17 protein-coding genes are annotated in these 19,015 nt (G+C 46.9%); 15 read left to right on the top strand and 2 right to left on the bottom strand.

All coding sequences use genetic code 11. From position 1 onward, the window contains the following. Positions 1-12 precede the first annotated feature (12 nt). From def to spoVM, 9 genes are all read left to right on the top strand, one after another. A complete protein-coding gene (def, locus tag AC6EJC_RS03190) occupies positions 13-510 on the top strand; it encodes a peptide deformylase (protein ID WP_444952706.1) in 498 nt (165 codons plus the stop codon). A gap of 6 nt (positions 511-516) precedes the next feature. Beyond that, on the top strand, positions 517-1,476 hold the full coding sequence (gene fmt / locus AC6EJC_RS03185; protein ID WP_444952705.1) for a methionyl-tRNA formyltransferase: 960 nt from the start codon (positions 517-519) through the stop codon (positions 1,474-1,476). After that, positions 1,473-2,888, top strand: a complete 1,416-nt coding sequence (rsmB, locus tag AC6EJC_RS03180; protein ID WP_444952704.1) for a 16S rRNA (cytosine(967)-C(5))-methyltransferase RsmB — start codon at positions 1,473-1,475, stop codon at positions 2,886-2,888. The genes fmt and rsmB overlap by 4 nt, the downstream gene beginning before the upstream one ends. Positions 2,889-3,074: 186 nt before the next feature. Continuing rightward, on the top strand, positions 3,075-4,115 hold the full coding sequence (gene rlmN / locus AC6EJC_RS03175; protein WP_444952703.1) for a dual-specificity RNA methyltransferase RlmN: 1,041 nt from the start codon (positions 3,075-3,077) through the stop codon (positions 4,113-4,115). Positions 4,116-4,121: 6 nt separating this feature from the next. Further along, the gene (locus tag AC6EJC_RS03170; protein ID WP_444952702.1) at positions 4,122-4,898 is read left to right on the top strand and encodes a Stp1/IreP family PP2C-type Ser/Thr phosphatase; all 777 of its coding nucleotides are present in this window, start codon (positions 4,122-4,124) and stop codon (positions 4,896-4,898) included. After that, a complete protein-coding gene (pknB, locus tag AC6EJC_RS03165) occupies positions 4,895-7,174 on the top strand; it encodes a Stk1 family PASTA domain-containing Ser/Thr kinase (protein ID WP_444952701.1) in 2,280 nt (759 codons plus the stop codon). The genes AC6EJC_RS03170 and pknB overlap by 4 nt, the downstream gene beginning before the upstream one ends. 73 nt (positions 7,175-7,247) lie before the next feature. After that, positions 7,248-8,165 (top strand): ribosome small subunit-dependent GTPase A, encoded by a 918-nt coding sequence (gene rsgA, locus AC6EJC_RS03160; RefSeq protein ID WP_444952700.1) that lies wholly within the window; start codon positions 7,248-7,250, stop codon positions 8,163-8,165. Positions 8,166-8,169: 4 nt separating this feature from the next. After that, positions 8,170-8,838 carry a ribulose-phosphate 3-epimerase gene (rpe, locus tag AC6EJC_RS03155; protein WP_444952699.1) on the top strand — a complete coding sequence of 223 codons (669 nt, stop codon included), beginning with the start codon at positions 8,170-8,172 and terminating at the stop codon, positions 8,836-8,838. Positions 8,839-9,228: 390 nt separating this feature from the next. Continuing rightward, positions 9,229-9,309 carry a stage V sporulation protein SpoVM gene (spoVM, locus tag AC6EJC_RS03150; RefSeq protein WP_010345573.1) on the top strand — a complete coding sequence of 27 codons (81 nt, stop codon included), beginning with the start codon at positions 9,229-9,231 and terminating at the stop codon, positions 9,307-9,309. 225 nt (positions 9,310-9,534) lie between these two features. On the opposite strand, the gene rpmB is transcribed toward spoVM, so the two are convergent. Next, positions 9,535-9,723, bottom strand: a complete 189-nt coding sequence (gene rpmB, locus AC6EJC_RS03145; RefSeq protein WP_013310881.1) for a 50S ribosomal protein L28 — start codon at positions 9,721-9,723, stop codon at positions 9,535-9,537. A gap of 508 nt (positions 9,724-10,231) precedes the next feature. Here rpmB and AC6EJC_RS03140 point away from each other — a divergent pair. The 4 genes from AC6EJC_RS03140 (at position 10,232) to AC6EJC_RS03125 (ending at position 15,382) form a co-directional block, all read left to right on the top strand. After that, the gene (locus AC6EJC_RS03140) at positions 10,232-12,016 is read left to right on the top strand and encodes a DAK2 domain-containing protein (RefSeq protein WP_444952698.1); all 1,785 of its coding nucleotides are present in this window, start codon (positions 10,232-10,234) and stop codon (positions 12,014-12,016) included. A 49-nt stretch (positions 12,017-12,065) separates the two neighbouring features. Then, positions 12,066-12,935: a DegV family protein gene (locus AC6EJC_RS03135; protein WP_444952697.1), complete on the top strand. Its 870-nt coding sequence runs from the start codon at positions 12,066-12,068 to the stop codon at positions 12,933-12,935. 1 nt (position 12,936) lies between these two features. After that, positions 12,937-14,985, top strand: a complete 2,049-nt coding sequence (gene recG / locus AC6EJC_RS03130) for an ATP-dependent DNA helicase RecG (RefSeq protein WP_444952696.1) — start codon at positions 12,937-12,939, stop codon at positions 14,983-14,985. A 109-nt stretch (positions 14,986-15,094) separates the two neighbouring features. Further along, on the top strand, positions 15,095-15,382 hold the full coding sequence (locus AC6EJC_RS03125) for a stage VI sporulation protein F (protein ID WP_444952695.1): 288 nt from the start codon (positions 15,095-15,097) through the stop codon (positions 15,380-15,382). Positions 15,383-15,660: 278 nt separating this feature from the next. On the opposite strand, the gene AC6EJC_RS03120 is transcribed toward AC6EJC_RS03125, so the two are convergent. Further along, positions 15,661-16,473, bottom strand: a complete 813-nt coding sequence (locus tag AC6EJC_RS03120; protein WP_444952694.1) for a PucR family transcriptional regulator — start codon at positions 16,471-16,473, stop codon at positions 15,661-15,663. Positions 16,474-16,490: 17 nt separating this feature from the next. Between AC6EJC_RS03120 and AC6EJC_RS03115 the strand changes: the two genes are divergently transcribed. Then, positions 16,491-17,786 (top strand): uracil/xanthine transporter, encoded by a 1,296-nt coding sequence (locus AC6EJC_RS03115; protein WP_444952693.1) that lies wholly within the window; start codon positions 16,491-16,493, stop codon positions 17,784-17,786. Between the two features lie 31 nt (positions 17,787-17,817). Beyond that, positions 17,818-18,993, top strand: a complete 1,176-nt coding sequence (locus tag AC6EJC_RS03110) for an amidase (protein ID WP_444952875.1) — start codon at positions 17,818-17,820, stop codon at positions 18,991-18,993. The last annotated feature ends 22 nt before the right edge of the window (positions 18,994-19,015 follow it).

The raw sequence follows: 19,015 nt of genomic DNA, 5'->3' as shown, positions 1-19,015 counted from the left end.
TGTTCTGTTGTCATGTCAATTAGAATTATAGTGTTGGAGCCGGATGACGTACTGCACAAAGTAGCAAAGGAAGTAACTAAAATTACGCCTAACGTGCAAAAGCTGCTCGACGATATGGCAGATACGATGTATGAAGCGGAGGGAGTAGGTCTTGCTGCTCCACAAGTAGGTATTTTGAAGCGTCTCATCGTCGTAGATGCTGGAGATGAGCATGGTTTGATTAAAATGATCAATCCAGAAATCGTAGCTGAAGAAGGGGAGGAATTGGGTCCTGAAGGCTGCCTGAGTATTCCTGGGTTGAACGGGGATGTGCGTCGTGCCGAGAAGGTTACAGTCAAGGGACTGGACCGCGAGGGCAAGGCCATTACGGTTACAGCGACAGGATTACTTTCTCGTGCTTTTCAGCATGAAATTGACCATTTAAATGGAATTTTGTTCACGGATATTGCAGAAAAAGTATATGAGGTTGCGCTGGAACAGCCAGGACCGACCCGTCAGATAGGGGAGTGAGGCTCGATGAGTCAAGACATTCGCATTATCTTTATGGGTACACCTGAGTTTGCAGTGCCATCGCTGAACATGTTGCTGGACAACGGTTATAACGTGGTCGGTGTGATTACACAGCCGGATAAGCCACAGGGACGCAAAAAAATATTGACGCCTACACCAGTCAAGGAAGCGGCAGAGAAACGCGGATTGCCTGTGCTGCAACCAACTCGTCTGCGCCAGCCGGAAGCGGTGGCTCAGGTAGCGGAGCTGCGTCCTGATCTGATCGTAACCGCAGCTTATGGGCAAATTTTGCCTAAGTCCGTATTAGACCTGCCTCGTTTCGGCTGTCTGAATGTGCATGGTTCGCTACTTCCCCGTTATCGGGGAGGTGCACCGATCCAGCGTGCGATTATTAACGGTGAAACTGTGACGGGCGTGACGTTGATGTATATGGCGGAAGGACTGGATACCGGCGATATGATATCGCGGGTTGAGGTTGCTATTGAGCCGGAGGATACGTCTGGTACAATTTTTGAGAAGCTAAGCGTAGCTGGAGCAAGTCTTTTGCAGGACGAGCTGCCCAAGTTGCTGGCAGGGCAATCAGACCGTACGCCGCAAAACGAGGACGAGGCAACCTACGCCCCGAACCTGAACCGCGATGATGAGCGTATTTCGTGGAGTGACAATGCGCAGCAAATATACAACCGGATTCGCGGGCTTGTTCCTTTTTCCGGCGCGTTTACGCTCTGGGAGGAAAATATTTTCAAAATATGGGCCGCTGAGCAGCCTTCCATAAATAATGAAGCGAGTGGATCAAATGCTCCAGCACCCGGAACGGTTCTTCAATTGACCGCTCGTGGCATTGAGGTGCAGACAGGTGAAGGCACCCTCTGGCTGACTCAGGTTCAACCGGCAGGCAAGAAGGTTATGGAAGCCGGAACCTTTGCACGCGGCGGACAGATGAAGCCAGGCACGGTGCTCCGGTGAGCGGGGGTCACTCCCGTCAGGGAGGCCAAGGCAAGGGAGCGGGTGCCAGATCCGGCAAGACTCGCAATCAGACGGCGCGTGAAGTTGCACTTGATGTGTTGACCGGTGTGGAGCAGGAAGGCGCATATAGCAATCTTGAGCTAAATCGTCGGCTTCAGCAGGCAGGTTTATCTGCAAGTGACGCTGGCTTGACGACGGAACTTGTATACGGTACAGTCGCACGTCGAAATACATTGGATTATTTTTTGAATAAATTTGTTCAAAAAGGAACGGCCAAGCTTCAGGCCTGGGTACGTTCGTTGCTGCGGATGAGTGTGTATCAGATGGTGTATCTGGATCGAGTACCGGATCATGCAGTCGTTAGTGAAGCAGTGACCATTGCCAAGCGGCGCGGGCATCAGGGGATTTCCGGGATGGTCAACGGCGTGCTGCGCAGCATGCTGCGTGAGCCGGACAAGCTGCGTATTCCTGACGGTTTGTCAGTAGAGGAACGGATTTCGTTAGAACATTCCCATCCACAGTGGCTGGTTAAGCGATGGATTAAGCAATACGGTACAGATACAGCTGAGGCTATCTGTCAGGCTAATAATGAGCCCCCTGCGGTCAGCGTACGGGTGAATACGACAATGACCAGCCGTGATCAGCTGCTGGACGAGATGCGTGCAAAAGGGGTTGATGCTGTTCCTTCAGCAGTTAGCCCCTACGGGATTGTTGTTCGTAGCGGCGGAAATATGGCACTTACCTCGTGGTATACGGACGGCTTGCTATCCGTACAGGATGAGAGCTCCATGCTCGTTGCCGAAGCAGTCGCTCCTGAGCCCGGAATGCTGGTACTGGATTGCTGTGCCGCTCCAGGTGGCAAAACGGCCCATATGGCTGAGCTGATGAAGGATCGAGGCCGAATTGTTGCGAATGATCTGCATGCCCATAAGCATCAATTAATCCGTGAACAGGCTAATCGACTTGGCCTGGAGGCCGTAGAAACGGTTACCGGTGATGCGTTAGAACTGAAGGAACGATATGCTCCGGCCTCTTTTGACCGTATTTTGCTGGATGCTCCATGCTCCGGCTTTGGAGTAATTCGCCGTAAACCGGACCTGCGTTGGAGCAAAACTGCGCAGGATGTTCGCGACATTACGCAGCTTCAGCATGAGTTGCTGGATAGTGTGGCGGGACTGTTGAAGCCAGGTGGTATTCTGGTATACAGCACATGCACGATTGAGCCGGACGAAAATGAAGGACAATTGACTCGGTTTTTAAGCGAACATCCAGAGTATGAGTTGGCAGAGGGCCATTCCTTCCCAGACGTGAGTCACCAAAAGGATGGTATACAGCGAGGCTCGGTACAGCTGTTACCGCAGCATTTCCACAGCGACGGATTTTATATCGCACGTCTGCGCCGGGTGAAGTAGCTCGGAAGAGAATTCGAGGTAGCTGCCCACCAGCATTTCCACATTCCGCCGGACATCTCCGGCGGTTTTTTGCATGAAGACGAAAAATTTTTACCCTCTCAGGGATTTGTGCTAAAATAGGAAGAATGAAAAATACTATCTGCGATCAAACAGAACTTAACGAAGAAGGAACGGGTGCAAACATTCATGAAACCTTTTATATATGATTTAACTCTGGAGGAGCTTCAGGACTGGGCCAAGAACAATGGCGAGCCTGCTTTTCGTGGAGGACAAATTTTTGACTGGCTGTATGTGAAGCGGGTCAATGATTTCAGCGAGATGACGAATTTGTCCAAGGCGCTGAGAGAGAAGCTTGAGGAGCAATTTAGTTTTGTGACGCTTCATGAAATTACAAAGTTGGAATCGAAGGACGGTACAGTAAAATTCCTGTTCGGTTTGCATGATGATCATGCCATTGAAACGGTCATTATGAGACACAATTACGGAAACAGTATTTGTGTAACGACTCAAGTGGGGTGCCGGATTGGTTGTACTTTCTGCGCTTCGACGCTTGGAGGCCTCAAACGGAATCTGACGGCTGGTGAAATTACTGCACAGGTGGTGCAGGCTCAGAAAATTTTGGATAAAACCAATGAACGAGTGAGCAGCATCGTCATTATGGGCTCGGGCGAGCCTTTTGAAAACTATGAAGCGACCATGACGTTTTTACGTACAATGATTCATGAAAAGGGCCTGAATATTGGTCAACGTCATATCACAGTGTCGACCAGCGGCATTGTACCGAATATTTATAAATTTGCCGACGAGGATACCCAGATTAATCTGGCAATATCCATCCATGCGCCTAATGATGCGCTTCGTTCGAAGCTGATGCCTGTAAATCGGCGTTATCCTTTTAATGATGTTATGGATTCTCTTCGTTACTATCTTGCCAAAACGGGTCGAAGAATTTCGTTCGAATATGCCCTGATTGGTGGGGTAAATGACCAGGCAGAACACGCTGAAGAGCTGGCGGATGTGTTGAAGGACATGCTGTGCCACGTCAATTTGATTCCAGTCAACCATGTACCTGAGCGCAAGTATGTACGCACATCGCGCAGCGATATTTTTAATTTCCAACGTATTCTTGCCGAAAAAGGCGTCAATGTGACGATCCGGCGTGAACAGGGTCACGATATCGCCGCAGCCTGCGGTCAGTTGCGTGCAAAGCATATGGAGTTGGGGTGAAACCATTTGATCAAAACAGTTCATGTCAGCCATGTCGGACGTGTACGTTCGGTAAATGAGGATTCTGCCTGGATCAGGCACTTGGAGCAAGGCTATATTCTTGGAATTGTTGCCGATGGTATGGGGGGGCATTTGGCCGGTGATACGGCCAGCCGCCTTGCGGTAGAGACACTTGCCGCTGATTTGGCGACGCTGGAGAGCGGATTATCCGCTCATTCTTTGACGGCGGCGCTCAGCGACGCTATTTTGCATGCCAATGAAGTCATCTTCCAAACGGCTGCTCGAGATGAAAAGTATCATAATATGGGAACGACAGTAGTTGCGGTATTGCTAAACGACGCATCCGGAATTATCGGACATATCGGTGACAGTCGCGCCTATGTCATATCTAAAGGAGCGGTACGTCAGCTTACAGAAGACCATACTTTGGTTAATGAGCTGTTTAAAAACGGTCAAATCAGTAAGGAAGAGCGGGAGAACCATCCCCGTCGCAATGTGCTGACACGGGCGCTGGGCACTGATTCCGAGGTAAAAGTGGATATTGACTCCATTACACTGGAAAAAGGCGATGTACTATTACTGTGCAGCGACGGATTAAGCAATTTGGTAACGGAAGAACAAATCAGTAAAGTGGTAGGTGCTGCAGAGAATCCTTTGGAGGAACGTGCGGATCGTCTGCTACATTTGGCGCTGCTTGCCGGAGGAGACGATAACATTACTGTCGCTTTGTTTGAATTGCCCGACGACACGGTTTCATTGAGTGAAAAGGGGTGTGACGCATGATCGGGCACCTGCTAGGGGGAAGATACGAAATTATTGAGCGTATCGGTGGCGGCGGTATGGCGCTGGTGTATAAGGCTCAAGACATTTTGCTGAATCGCAATGTTGCAGTTAAAGTGTTGCGTCAGCAATTTGTTCATGATGAGGAATTTATTCGCCGGTTTCGGCGTGAGGCGCAGTCTGCGGCCTCGCTTTCTCATTCGAACGTGGTCAGTATTTATGATGTCGGCCAAGAGGATGAAATCCATTATATTGTAATGGAGTGCGTCGAAGGTAAAAATTTGAATGAGATTATTAAAGAACGTGCGCCATTGCAAGTGGATGAAGCAGTACGGATCGCTTCCCAGATTTGTGATGCGCTGGAGCATGCCCACCAAAATCAGATTATTCACCGGGACATTAAGCCTCATAATATATTAATTGGACGTAATGGACGGGTTAAGGTAACCGATTTTGGGATTGCTAGAGCTGTTACGTCAACGACAATTACCCAGACGGGATCTGTTGTGGGTTCTGTCCATTATTTTTCACCTGAGCATGCAAAGGGTGTCGTCACCGGCGAAAAATCGGACTTATATTCTTTAGGTATTGTCTTATATCAAATGCTGACGGCGCAGCTCCCTTTTCTGGGAGAAAGCCCAATTAGTGTAGCACTCAAGCATTTGCAAGAGGAATTTGAGGAACCGCGTAAAATTAATCCGTTGATTCCGCAAAGTGTGGAAAATGTGATTCTAAAATCCATGCGCAAAAATCCGGAGGAGCGTTATCAATCGGCAGACGAAATGCTAAAAGATTTAGAAACCTGTTTGCTGCCGGGGCGGCGCAATGAATCCAAGCTGGAGTTTACACATTTGGATGATGAGGATCAAACGCGGGTTATTCCAGCTATTAAACCTCAACAATTGGGTATGTCTTCCAGTGGGGATGATGTGCCTGTCCAACCGCGTGAGTCTGAACAGCTTCCAAGCAAGCAATCGTCCAAGAAAAGTAGAAAAAAGCCGATCTTGTGGGTGACGCTAGTGTTGGTGCTACTTTTGTGCATGGGCGGAGTGGTGTACTATGTGCAAAGTGTACTTGTCGTGCCTGAGGTAAAAGTACCCAGTGTACTGACACAAACAGAAGACCAAGCGAAGGTTAATCTGAGTAAAGCAGGATTGCTCATTGAGGAGCCGATTCAGCATGAATACAAAGAGGGAATCGCGCCTGGAGTTGTATTTTATCAAAGCTATCCTGAAGATTCTCTAGTCAAGGAAGGAACCAAGATTAGTCTGAAAGTCGGGATTGCCAAGCCGCTCACCCCGATGCCGGATGTCAAAGGCCAAAGCTACGAGAATGCTGTTAAGCTGCTGACCGCCCAGCAAATTAAGGAGACGCAGATTCAGCAAAATGAGCAGTTCAGTGATCAGGCCGCAGGGACCGTCCTTAGTCAGACACCCGCTGCAAATGAGCCATTTGATAAGGATTCAGTCCAGGTTGTGCTCACAGTCAGCAAGGGCGCTGACACTGTAAAAATGCCGAGTCTGGTAGGGAAGACGCAGAACCAAGCGGAAAATGACGTCAAAAAGGCGGGGTTGAAGGTTGGCTCGATTAAAGAGGAATTCAGCTATGAGCAGGAAAAAGGAAGAGTAACCAAACAATGGCCGTCAGAGGCAGGCAGTGAATTGCCACTCAATACGGAAATTACGATTTATGTAAGCACCGGTTACCCGCCAGAAGCGATTACGTTACCATTTAATGTGCCTGTTGCGCCGAAGGAAGAGGGTAAAAACAGCAAAATTCGTATCACTTATACGGATGCACGTGGAGAAAATCAGGAATGGGGAAGCCGTACGATTAATACGACACAGGTGTTCACTATCAACCTGTTGATGGCTCCGAACAAAGACAGTGTCGTCTCAGTATTTAGAGATGGTGCCTTTGTTGATACGTATCCCGTCTCTTATATTGATGCGAAAAATGGAACGGTGACGATGCCTCAAATTGCTCCGCCTGCCGGAACATCACCAACGGATACATCTAATGGTACTTCTTCGCAAAATGGAAATGAAAACGACGAGGAAGGTAATAGCGGGGAATCTTCTAATGATAGTGGTAATAGTGGAGGCGACTCGAACAATCAGGAGGGGACGGGAGGTAATGGTGATCCTTCCGCCTATGCTCCTGGAACGGATTCTACGGGGGTTACGCGCAGCGAGTTGGCTGTTAGCTATAAAAACAACCCAGGCCACAGTTCCCAGAATAAGAAGGGTAAAGTGATTGAGGCTGTGCAGCATCAGTAAACTTGCTCGAATAAGATACTCAACCTATTACACGCAATGAAACTTGAACATTATGAAGGAGGACATCTTACACATGCCTGAAGGTCTGATCGTCAAGGCGCTTAGCGGATATTATTATGTCTCCAGCCTGGATCAGGATGGGCGTCCGGTATCCGGCGAAGCTACGGTACAATGCAGAGCACGCGGCATTTTCAAGAAAAAAGAGATTACGCCCCTTGTCGGTGATCGGGTCGTTTACGAACTGACTGAAAATGGGGAAGGTATGGTCAAGGAGATTAGAAAGCGTACGACGGAGCTAATCCGCCCTCCTGTGGCTAATACCACGCTTGCTGTGCTGCTATTTTCCCTGCGTGAGCCGGATTTAAACCTGCCTTTACTGGACAAATTTTTAGTCCATATTGAGCACGCCGGGCTAGATACGATTATCTGTCTGACCAAGCGCGATTTGTATGAAGGCAGCCCTTCAGAGGATGATACCGTGCTGGCCGTTCAGGAAATTTACCGGAAGATCGGTTATGAGGTGCTGGTAACCAGTGCCCGTACCGGGGAAGGTACGGCTGAGCTCAAGAAGCTGTTGGCTGGTCAAATCAGCGTATTTTCCGGGCAGTCAGGTGTAGGAAAGTCTTCCATGCTTAATGCTCTGGAGCCTGGGTTAACGCTGGAGACGAGCGCCATAAGCAATAAGCTGGGACGAGGAAGACATACCACTCGTCATGTGGAGCTGATTCCTCTTGACAACGGCGGGTTTGTAGCAGATACACCGGGGTTTAGCCAGCTGGATTTTTTGGAGCTGGGTGTAGATGAGTTATCTCCCTGTTTTCGTGAATTCCAGCAGTATGCGGAAGGATGCAAATTTCGAGGTTGCACCCATATTCACGAACCTGGCTGTAAAGTAAGAGAGGCCCTGGAAGAAGGACATATTTCACAGGGACGGTATGATAGCTATTTGCAGTTCTATCAGGAATTAAAAGAAAAAAAGCGGAGGTACTGAGCATATGTTAAAAATAGCACCGTCGATTTTATCCGCTGATTTTGCTCGCTTGGGCAGTGAAGTTGCGGAAGCCGAGGCAGGAGGGGCAGACTGGATTCATGTGGATGTAATGGATGGACATTTTGTATCCAATATTACACTGGGCCCACCTATCGTTCAGGCTATTCGTCCGCATACGACTCTTCCCCTGGACGTTCATCTGATGATTGAGCATCCTGAACGTTATATCGGCGATTTCGTAAAGGCAGGAGCCAATATCATCACTGTACATGCTGAGGCCTGTGTTCATTTGCATGGTGTCATACACTTGATCAAGCAGCAAGGCGCTCTGGCTGGAGTGGCTCTCAATCCGGGTACTTCACCATACGCGATCAAGGAAGTGCTGCCAAATGTGGATATGATTCTAGTGATGACGGTCAATCCTGGTTTTGGGGGTCAGTCCTTCATTCCAGAGACGTTGAATAAAATCAGACAAATCCGTGCTTGGTTGAACGAACTGGGTCGTCCAGACGTACATATCGAGGTAGACGGAGGTATTGCGGAGGAGACGGCACCTGCCGTATTTGAAGCGGGTGCTGACGTTTTGGTGGCAGGCAGTGCGGTATTCGGCAGAGCAGACCGCGCAGCGGCTATTGCTGCTATTCGGGACAGTGCAGCTCGTTTGTCCAAGTGAAGCTAACCGAAGCATTGTGGATGACCGTAGCGAGCATGGCGACGGGCTGGACCCTTAGCTGTTTCTCGCTAGTGAAGGCTCCTTGGAATGCCTTTCTTTCACTTTTGGCTGTTCTAATTGTACTGTTTTATTTTCGTAAAAATGAACGGCGTGGTTTGCGAATAGGTTTTGTGGTGTGCAGCGTGCTTTATTATATCCTGTTTATTTTCATACTCTCAGCATATCTCTATGTCCGCGGACTTGTCTGATGGTATAGCCTGGGATGGTTGTGCATAAATATGGTTACATGAGCGGGATTCTCATGTAGCCTTTTTTTGTGGGGCAACAACCCTTGACAGGTTGCATAAACTACAGAGAACGGATGCAGGAGGATGATGGGGAGGGTGAGGCATGAAGTTTTATACAATCAAGCTGCCAAAATTTCTGGGTGGATTCGTCAAAGCCATTTTGAATACATTCCAGAAAAACTGAATTCAACGTAACGTAAACACAGGATGTAGGATGAAAGCCAAGAGGTACACAGGGCACGCTTCCCGGGCACAGCAGATAGGTAGCTCGGCAGTAAACGACAGGAGCGCGCGGGAAGGTGCCTGACATTTTGTTCTTCTGAGCCAGATGGATATTACATTTCGAATAACCAAAAAAGCACCCGTTTAAAACGAGGTGCCTTTTGTTTATAACGATATTTTTTTACGACTACACGCGAGTCACTTTACCGGCTTTCAATGCACGAGTGCTGACATAAACGCGTTTCGGTTTACCGTTAACGAGAATGCGAACTTTTTGTACGTTGACGCCCCAAGTACGGCGATTACGGTTGTTAGCGTGAGATACGTGGTTACCGCTGCCAGGCTTTTTGCCTGTTACAGAACATTTACGAGACATGATTCCACCTCCTATTCTGAAAATAACCAAATTCCATAAGGAACGGATCGCTCTTCAGGCCGACTGGGTCAGCCGGACTTTGTAAGTCACTAACCTGAACAAAACAATACTTAAATATAATATCATAGTCAAAAAAGCTCCGTCAACTGATTCAAAAACTTTATTTATTTCTCTTTCGCATTATAGTACAATATGGGATAGTTATTGCTGCGATTATTTTGTATTTAATGGAATGTGAATTCTTATTCCAGTCAGGCCGGCGTTCAGAGGCGGGACCATAGTTATCATTCCGGCCAATGATTTATTGTTGGGCAGTTGACTGGTTTTTCATATTATATGACCTGTGGAAGGACGACCAGATCGTGAGTACGAAAGCTTACGAATGTGTGATATTCGTATTCGTCGTCTGGCTTTAGTATAATTCAATTGAACCTGTACGCATAGTTGAATAAGGTGTTGTGAAGGTTGATTGTAAAACAAGTGTATTAAGCTAGGAAGGGGAATTCTCTTGAGTAATCGTTCTTTGAATGGAACAGACTTTTCCGCAATGGTTTTAGCCGGGGCGGAACAATTACAGCAGCATGCGGAACATGTCAATTCACTAAATGTATTCCCGGTGCCAGACGGTGATACGGGAACTAACATGAATTTGACGATGAGCGCGGGCGTAACGGAATTAAAGAGGGGGGATTCTTCCTCCATCGGTGTCATGTCCGGCATATTATCCAAAGGTTTGCTGATGGGAGCCCGCGGCAATTCAGGGGTTATCCTGTCTCAGTTGTTCCGTGGCTTCAGCCGTTACGCTGCCCCATACGAGGAATTGAATACCCTTCAGTTCGCATCGGCATTGCAGAGCGGGGTGGATGCGGCCTACAAGGCGGTGGTTAAGCCGGTGGAGGGTACAATTCTTACCGTGGCGAAGGAAGCGGCCAGGCATGCTGTGTTTTTCTCGCGTCGGACGAACGACATCACGGAACTGATGGAAGAAGTGCTTGCCAAAGCGAAGGAAACGCTTGCCATGACGCAGGACATGCTCCCTGTACTGAAGCAAGTAGGCGTTGTAGATTCGGGTGGACAAGGGCTTGTGTATATTTATGAAGGGTTTATGCAGCATCTTGGAAGCGGCTTGGTGACATCTCCAACTGCAAAAGGTGATAATGTACGCCCGGTTTTTGCTCCTCACGTATCGGAGAGACCTACTGCGGCGGCGGTTGCTCCTTCCCCGGATGCGCCGATTTCTGCGCAAGCGAAGCTCGAAACGGATAATATTGAATTTTTGTATGATATGGAGTTTTTTATTAATCGACAATTGGGCGAAGCGCAAGGTACGGATTTTGATGAGGAAGCCTTCCGGAAAGCGTTATCAGTAGATGGTGATTCTATTATCGTTATTTCAGACGATGATGTCATCAAGGTTCACGTGCATTCTAAGGCTCCGGGTGAAGTATTGAATCTGGCGCTGCGTTACGGAGAAATTACGCAGATTCGTATTTTGAATATGCGCGAGCAGCATCGTGATTTGTTGTCTGCGGGTATGGATGGTGCTCCTGAGCCTGAGTGGTTTGCTGAAATACCAACAGAGCCCGTACGTGAGGAGGAGCCATCTGAGCCTCCGGCTCATGAACTGGCATCCTTTGGTTTTATAGCTGTGGCTTCTGGCGAAGGGATTGCTGATATTTTCAGAAGCTTGGGCGTCGATGTTGTCCTTTCTGGCGGTCAGACAATGAATCCGAGCACAGAGGACTTCGTTAATGCCGCACGCTCGATTGCGGCTCAACACATTTTTATTCTGCCGAATAATTCCAATATTATTTTAGCGGCAGAACAAGCGCGCGAATTGCTAGAGATGGAACGGTTAGTGTCGGTTATTCCGAGCAAAACAATTCCTCAGGGTATTGCGGCAGCATTTGCCTTCCAAGAGGAAGAGGCTTTTGAGGTGAATCAGGACAATATGCGTGACGCGGTCACCCGGGTGAAGTCTGGGCAAGTGACCTATGCGGTACGGGATACGACGCTTGATGACCTGCATATTACGGCGGGCCACTACATTGGTATTCAGGATTCCAAAATTGTGGCGACCGAGGAACAGTTGATGGCAACGTCCCGTCTTTTGCTGGCGAAAATGCTGGTGAATGGCGATGAAATTGTTACAATTCTCACAGGTTCCGACGCGAAGCAAGAAGACACAGATCGGCTTGTTGCGTGGCTTGAAGAAAATTATTCGGATGCTGAAGTGGAAGTTCATGATGGTGGTCAGCCGATTTATCCTTATCTGTTCTCAGTGGAAACCTGATGTGCTTGAGCACGCCCATGGAAATCCACTACAAAAGGAGGTCTGACTGATGAGCAGTACCATCATTTTGACGGATAGCACGGCTGATATTCCACAGGAATTAGTAGACCGTCTCGGTATAGTCGTTGTACCACTGACGGTGATGTTCGGCAGCACAACTTACCTGGACGGCATTGAGATGTCAGCGGCGCAGTTTTACAGCGAACTGGTAGGGGCTGATAAGCTGCCTACGACGTCACAGCCTTCACCTGCCCGTTTTTTAGAGACATACACGACGCTTTTGGAGCAATACCCCGAGAGCCAGATCGTTTCTATCCATTTATCCTCGGGTGTGAGCGGAACGTATCAGTCCGCTCTGCTGGGCAAATCCATGCTGGAGAAGCATGAACATAGAGTGACCGTGGTGGATTCCAAATCAGCTTCATACGGCTACGGCATGCTAGTGGTTTATGCGGCAGAGCTGGCGGCAGCCGGGCAACCCCCGGCTGATATTGTTCGGGCTGTGGAACGTCGTGGGGAGCGCCGTTGTTTGTATTTCCTGGTGGATACCCTGGAATACTTGCAAAAAGGCGGACGTATTGGCAAGGCAACGGCAATGGTTGGTACGTTGCTTAACATTAAGCCGATTCTTTCGATTGACAAAGAAGGCATTATTTATTCGGTTGATAAGGCGAGAGGGCATAAAAAAGCGACAGCACGAATTATTGAACTACTGGAGCGGGATTTAAAAGGCAAAAAAATTAATATTGCTGTGGGTCATACGGCAGATCGCTCAGCGGCAGAAGCGTTCGTGGCTCAACTGGCAGAGCATTTTGAGCTGGGAGATCGAATATATACTGAACTTGGCGCTGTGATTGGGACCCATGTAGGGCCAGGAACGATTGGCATTTTTGTATGGCCGGCCGGAGATGAGAGGTAATATGCTGCAATTGGATCAAATACCTTTAAAACAAATACATGGCGTGAGTGCTCTCAAAGAGGGAGAGCTTCACGCTTTTGGCATTTCTGACGTGCAGGACATGCTGGAATATTATCCGTTTCGGTATGAAGATTACCGACTGCGCTCGCTAAGCGAAGTGAAGGACGGAGATAAGATTACGGTACAGGCCAAAATTATGGGCATTCCGGTGCTTCAGCGTTACGGGCGCAAATCAAGGTTGACTTGCAAATTGATGGCCGAGGATTGGATGTTTACCGCAACGTGGTTTAATCGGCATTTCATGAAGGAGCAGCTAACCTCAGGTCGTGAAATTGTGGTGACTGGTAAATGGGACCTCAAACGGATGCAGATGACGGTTGCGGATTCTGAGTTTCCTGATAAAGGAGTAGCCCGCTCGGGGACACTTCAACCGGTGTACTCTATAGGCGGCAAGATTACGCAAAGCTGGATGCGAAAAACAATGAACCAGACGCTCCAGCAGTTTGGTGAAATGATTCCCGAAATATTGCCTGAGTTGCTTGTACGCAAATATAGTATGATGCCGCGCAAGCAGGCTATTGCCGGTATACACCAGCCTCAGGACAACCGTGAAGGGCAAGAGGCTCGTCGACGGATGGTGTATGAAGAGCTATTTTTATTTCAACTGAAAATGCAGGCATTCCGAGCGTTAAATCGTGGTCGAGCGGACGGGGTGGTACATACGGTGGATAACGCCACGATTCGTGAATTTGTAAGGGCTTTGCCTTTTGAATTAACGGATGCACAGAAGAAGGTAGAGCTTGAAATACTGCACGATCTACGCTCACCTTATTGTATGAACCGTCTGCTTCAGGGGGATGTTGGGTCAGGTAAAACAGTTGTTGCTGCCATCGGTTTATTTGCCACAGTACGTTCCGGTTTTCAGGGAGCGCTGATGGTGCCAACCGAAATATTGGCCGAGCAGCATATGCGGTCGCTTCACAAGCTGTTTGAGCCCTTTGGAATCAGCGTTGGTCTACTGACTGGGAGTACAACCGGGAAGAAGCGTAAGGAGCTGCTAGCTGCTCTCCAAATGGGTCTGCTGGACATTGTAGTAGGCACCCATGCTCTCATTCAGGAGGATGTATATTTTCGCCAGCTTGGGCTTGTTGTAACGGATGAGCAGCATAGATTCGGAGTGAACCAGCGTAGTGTACTGCGCCGCAAAGGCTATAATCCCGATGTGCTGACGATGACGGCCACACCGATCCCTCGTACGCTGGCCATCACTGCGTTTGGCGATATGGATGTTTCTACGTTGTCAGAGCGGCCGAAGGGGCGTATTCCAATTTCCACCTATTGGGTGAAGCACGATCTGATGGATCGGGTACTTGGTTTTATTTCCCGCGAGGTAGACCAGGGACGGCAGGCTTATCTGATTTGCCCGTTGATTGAAGAGTCGGAGAAGCTGGACGTACAGAATGCCATCGATTTGCATATTCAAATGCAGCAGGCTTTTCCACATTACCGCGTTGGGCTACTACATGGACGAATGACTCCCGCAGAAAAGGAAGAAGTTATGCGTTCTTTCTATGCGAATGAGGTTCAGTTGCTCGTTTCAACCACGGTTGTGGAGGTGGGGGTAGACGTCCCCAATGCGACGCTAATGATCATTATGGATGCAGATCGTTTTGGGCTATCCCAGTTACATCAATTACGTGGACGTGTCGGACGGGGAGCACATGCCTCGTATTGTGTACTGATCGCTGATCCTAAGTCGGAGGTTGGTCAGGAGCGGATGAAGGTTATGACCGATACGGACGATGGTTTTGAGGTTGCTAGACGCGATCTGGATTTGAGAGGGCCGGGTGACTTTTTTGGCACCAAGCAGAGTGGGCTGCCCGAGTTTCGTTTAGCAGATATGGTAGCGGATTTTGAGGTGCTGGAAAAGGCGCGTGAGGATGCAACTGATCTGATCAAGGATTCGTCCTTTTGGACATCTCCGCAGTATGAAGCACTGCGCGGTTATTTGCAAAAAGAACAGATTTTCCAGGGGGATCTCATCGATTGATCCACCATGAATCATGGTTGTTCTAAACGTTTTAAACAGATAGGCACAATGGACAGGCTGGCCGTCATATATTTGGGAGTGACCGAATGATATGGGAGGTGTAGCAACATTGAGCTATCAGCAATATGGAATTAGTCCGCAACTGGTGGAGCGGATTAAGTTGAAAATGAAAAATCGGGTGCTCAAGGAGCGGGTTAAGCAGCAGATCGAAGGTGTGACCAAAGCGGATCTGCAAAACAAAGCTAAGGTGCGTCATCTTGTGAAGTCCACTTCGGCTATTTTAAACGAGCGGTTGACGGCTGCACAGGAGGAGCAATTGACTGCCTTTGTACTAGCACAAAAAATTGATCCGTCAAACACGTTCCATCTGATCAAGCTGTGGGGAATGTTCCGTTGATTGCATATTCGAAAGGGTGCTCAAAGCGCTCTCCATGTTCTGTGTGAAGCACAGATGGAAAAAGGATTGCCTGATGTCAGGCGATCCTTTTTGGTTTTGTTTTAGGCTTGTAAGGTATAGTCAGCATTAATCTACTCTATCTTATTCTTTTTATAAATTCTTTTAATTCCATATCTATCCTTCACACGCCGGTTCTAGCTTAGTTTGGTTGGTTAAGTTTGAAGATACGCTCTAATTGATATTTAATCCGTTTATTAAAATCTCTTACGACTCAGCAACTACTTACGAGACCACGAATTATTTTCTTGAATTAAAGCTTTAATTCTAAAGGCTAGGCGCAAGCGCAATGTTTCTTCGGGTTCCTTTAAGCTTCTACCAATGATCTCTTCGCATTTTTCCAACCGATAAATTACTGTATTACGATGTACATACAAACGCTTTGCGGTTTCAGCCAGTTGGCAATGCGTTTCCAAGTAAACGGATAAAGTTTGAAGCAGTAATTGATAATCTTTTTTGTACTCATTGGCAAAGGACTGAAAAGTATCAGTGTAAAATTTTTTTAAGTCCTGATAAGGAACCATTCTTAAAATTTCAGGGACCTCCTTAGGTTGATAAATATCAATAAATCCTTTCTTTCCTGACATACTTCCATAATATAAAGTATCCGTTGCTTCTTTATATGAAACCGGTATATAAATTAATTGTTGCGCATAGTTGCTAATGCCGAATGAAAGCTCCGTCTGATAGTTATTAGCAATATTGATCTGGAGTTGTTCTAAAAATGAAATAAACGATTGTTCAATCTCTTTCCATCCCTCTTTCAGCGGTATGAGTAAAATATAAGAGTGATCGGTTGTGAACAGGTGTACTTTTTGATGGAAAAGTTGAAGGTCCGAGTCAATTTTATCATAAATCAAATCGTGTTCCGATTGATGCTGCATAAACGAAATGTTCTTTTCTTTAAGATCTGTTTTACCTACTGCACACACATAACGCTGTTCATTTAATAGTCCAAATTCTTTCCCGCGGCTAATAATCTCTTCGTTAGTAAGATTCCGGAATAGTCGGAATCTTTTTGTACAGTTAAACAAGATATAGAAGGTGACTCATGATAACGCTGTTCAAAATGGAGAGCTGGCTTGCCGGATTACAATGGCTTTTTTTTCTTTTCACAAATACGGTAGTAATTCCTATTACTATAGGAGCAGCATTCCAGCTCCCGCCAGAGAAAATAACTTTCCTCATTCAATCATCCTTTTTCCTTACGGGATTGGCCTGTATTTTACAAGCTGTACTAGGACATAGACGCTCAATTATGGAGGGGCAGTCCGGGCTGTGGTGGGGAGTTATTCTAAGTCTTTGTTATGCAGCTCCTTCTCAAGGCATGTCGATGAAAACGCTTGGAGGAAGCTTGGCGGTTGGTATTATCATCTCTGGTTTCATTACGATCGGCATTGGATTAAGCGGGCTTTCGCAGTACCTTTCCAAGCTGTTCAACTCAGGAGTTATGGCTGTTTTCATGTTTCTATTAGGTTGCAGATTAAATGCGATTTTCCTAAAGGGAATGCTGGGCATTCCTTTCGAGGCTCATAACGAGGCCCCGCATATTGATATACCTATTTTCTTACTATCAAGTGTCGTTTGTATTGTTGTTATTGCTTGCAGTGTTAAGCTCCCTGTTTCAATTCGTAAATATTCAATATTAATAGGGATTATTGCAGGATGGGTATTGTTTGAGTTGTTGTTTAATACAAGGGATTCATTAGATATGACCGAAAAAATAGAATTTATAGTATTCCCTCTGGGGACACCTACTCTGGATGTAGGTGTTATTATAACAGCTGTCATAGCCGGTCTTATAAATATTTCTAATACATTTGGGGCTCTTAAGGGTACGGACGAGATTTACAAAACAAGCTTAAGTCTCAAACAATACAAAGGTTCATTTACGATCAGCGGGTTATTTGTGATGATTTCGGGTTTTTTAGGACAGGTTCCCTATGCCCCGTATGTATCATCCATCGGTTTTCTCAATCAGACGAAAATTTTGGGGAGAATCCCTTTTCTGATTGGCGGTGGGATGTTTATGCTGATGGGGATGATTCCTTTTATAGGCAGCCTAATGGCTAAACTTCCTTTAAGTGTCGGAAGTGCAGTTTTATTTGTTACGTATATGCGTTTGCTTCACTCATCCCTTCTATATTTCACGAAAATTCAATTAACAACAGTTAATATATACCGTTTAGCAGCCCCATTATTCATTGGAATTATTGTAATGACTTTTCCTGTATCCTACTTCGAAACGCTTCCCAGTATTGTGCGTCCGCTGCTAAGTAATGGACTACTAGTAGGTATTCTATTATCTCTTTTACTTGAGAATATCCATCCAAGAAAGCAAAGTTAGAAAAATTCCTATGAGTTTGGAGAGAATGATGATGAATGATATATGGAATGCCTTTGTAGATGGGAATTTAAACATTAAATCAACCGGCTCCGGGGAGTTAGACGGTTTAACGTTTGCAGTAAAAGATGTATATGCCATTGAGAGTTATACAAGTGGTGCAGGAAACCCTGATTGGCTCCGTACACATGAGCCCGCAGTTCAGCATGCGCTTGTCATTGACTATTTGCTAAAGCATGGCGCCGAATTAAAGGGAACAGTACAGACCGACGAATTAATGTACAGCTTAAATGGAGAGAACTTTCATTATGGCACACCTGTAAATCCTAAGGCACCAGATAGAATTCCAGGGGGATCGTCTAGCGGATCAGCTGTTGCGGTTGCAGCGGGCTTGGTAGATTTCGCAATAGGAACAGATACAGGCGGATCAATCCGCATCCCTTCCTCATACTGCGGGATCTATGGATTCAGACCCACCCATGGAACAGTTTCGACTGAAGGTGTAATTCCATTAGCTCCAAGCTTTGATACTGTTGGATGGATGAGCCGAAATCCTCAATTGCTGCTAAAGATTGGTAGAATCCTGATCGATGGTCAAAGCCAGGAAGGCAATTTTAAGAACTTATTTTTAGCAGAAGAGTCATGGGAGCTAATGAATGAAAAGGACAAAGCGGCTCTAATGGACGTTCTTCCTTCGGTAGAGGCTATAACAAATAAGGGTAAGATGATCAAAATATCAGAACAAAATTTGACTGAGTGGTCGAGTGCGTTTCGAATCCTTCAGGGATTGGAGATTTGGAGTGAGCATGGTCCTTGGATTCAAAAGGAGAAACCGAATTTCGGACCAGGCATTGCCGAAAGATTCCAGTGGGCGAGTACTTTGAAAAAGAGTGAAAGTAGACATCAATATCAATTAAGGGAAACTGTTCGCCATTTCATTTCAAATCTTTTAGGAGAAGATGGGTTGTTAATCATTCCAACTGCTCCTGGAGCAGCTCCCTTGCTCAACTTGCGTGGTGAAAAAGCAGAGCAATATCGAACGAAGACCATGCAATTATCCTGTATTGCAGGCTTAGCCGGTTTACCTCAAATCACTCTTCCTGTAGCCGAAGTGAACGGACTGCCGTTAGGCTTATCTTTTATCGCCAATTGTTATCAAGACTTGAAGCTATTAAATTGGACGGCTAACCATTTGCAAGTAAAGCAATAGTGCAAGAACGATTGTATAAGGA

It is taken from the genome of Paenibacillus sp. TY11, from assembly GCF_059772165.1.
The sequence above is the reverse complement of the archived record's forward strand: the minus strand, read 5'-3'. Positions and strand labels throughout refer to the sequence as shown.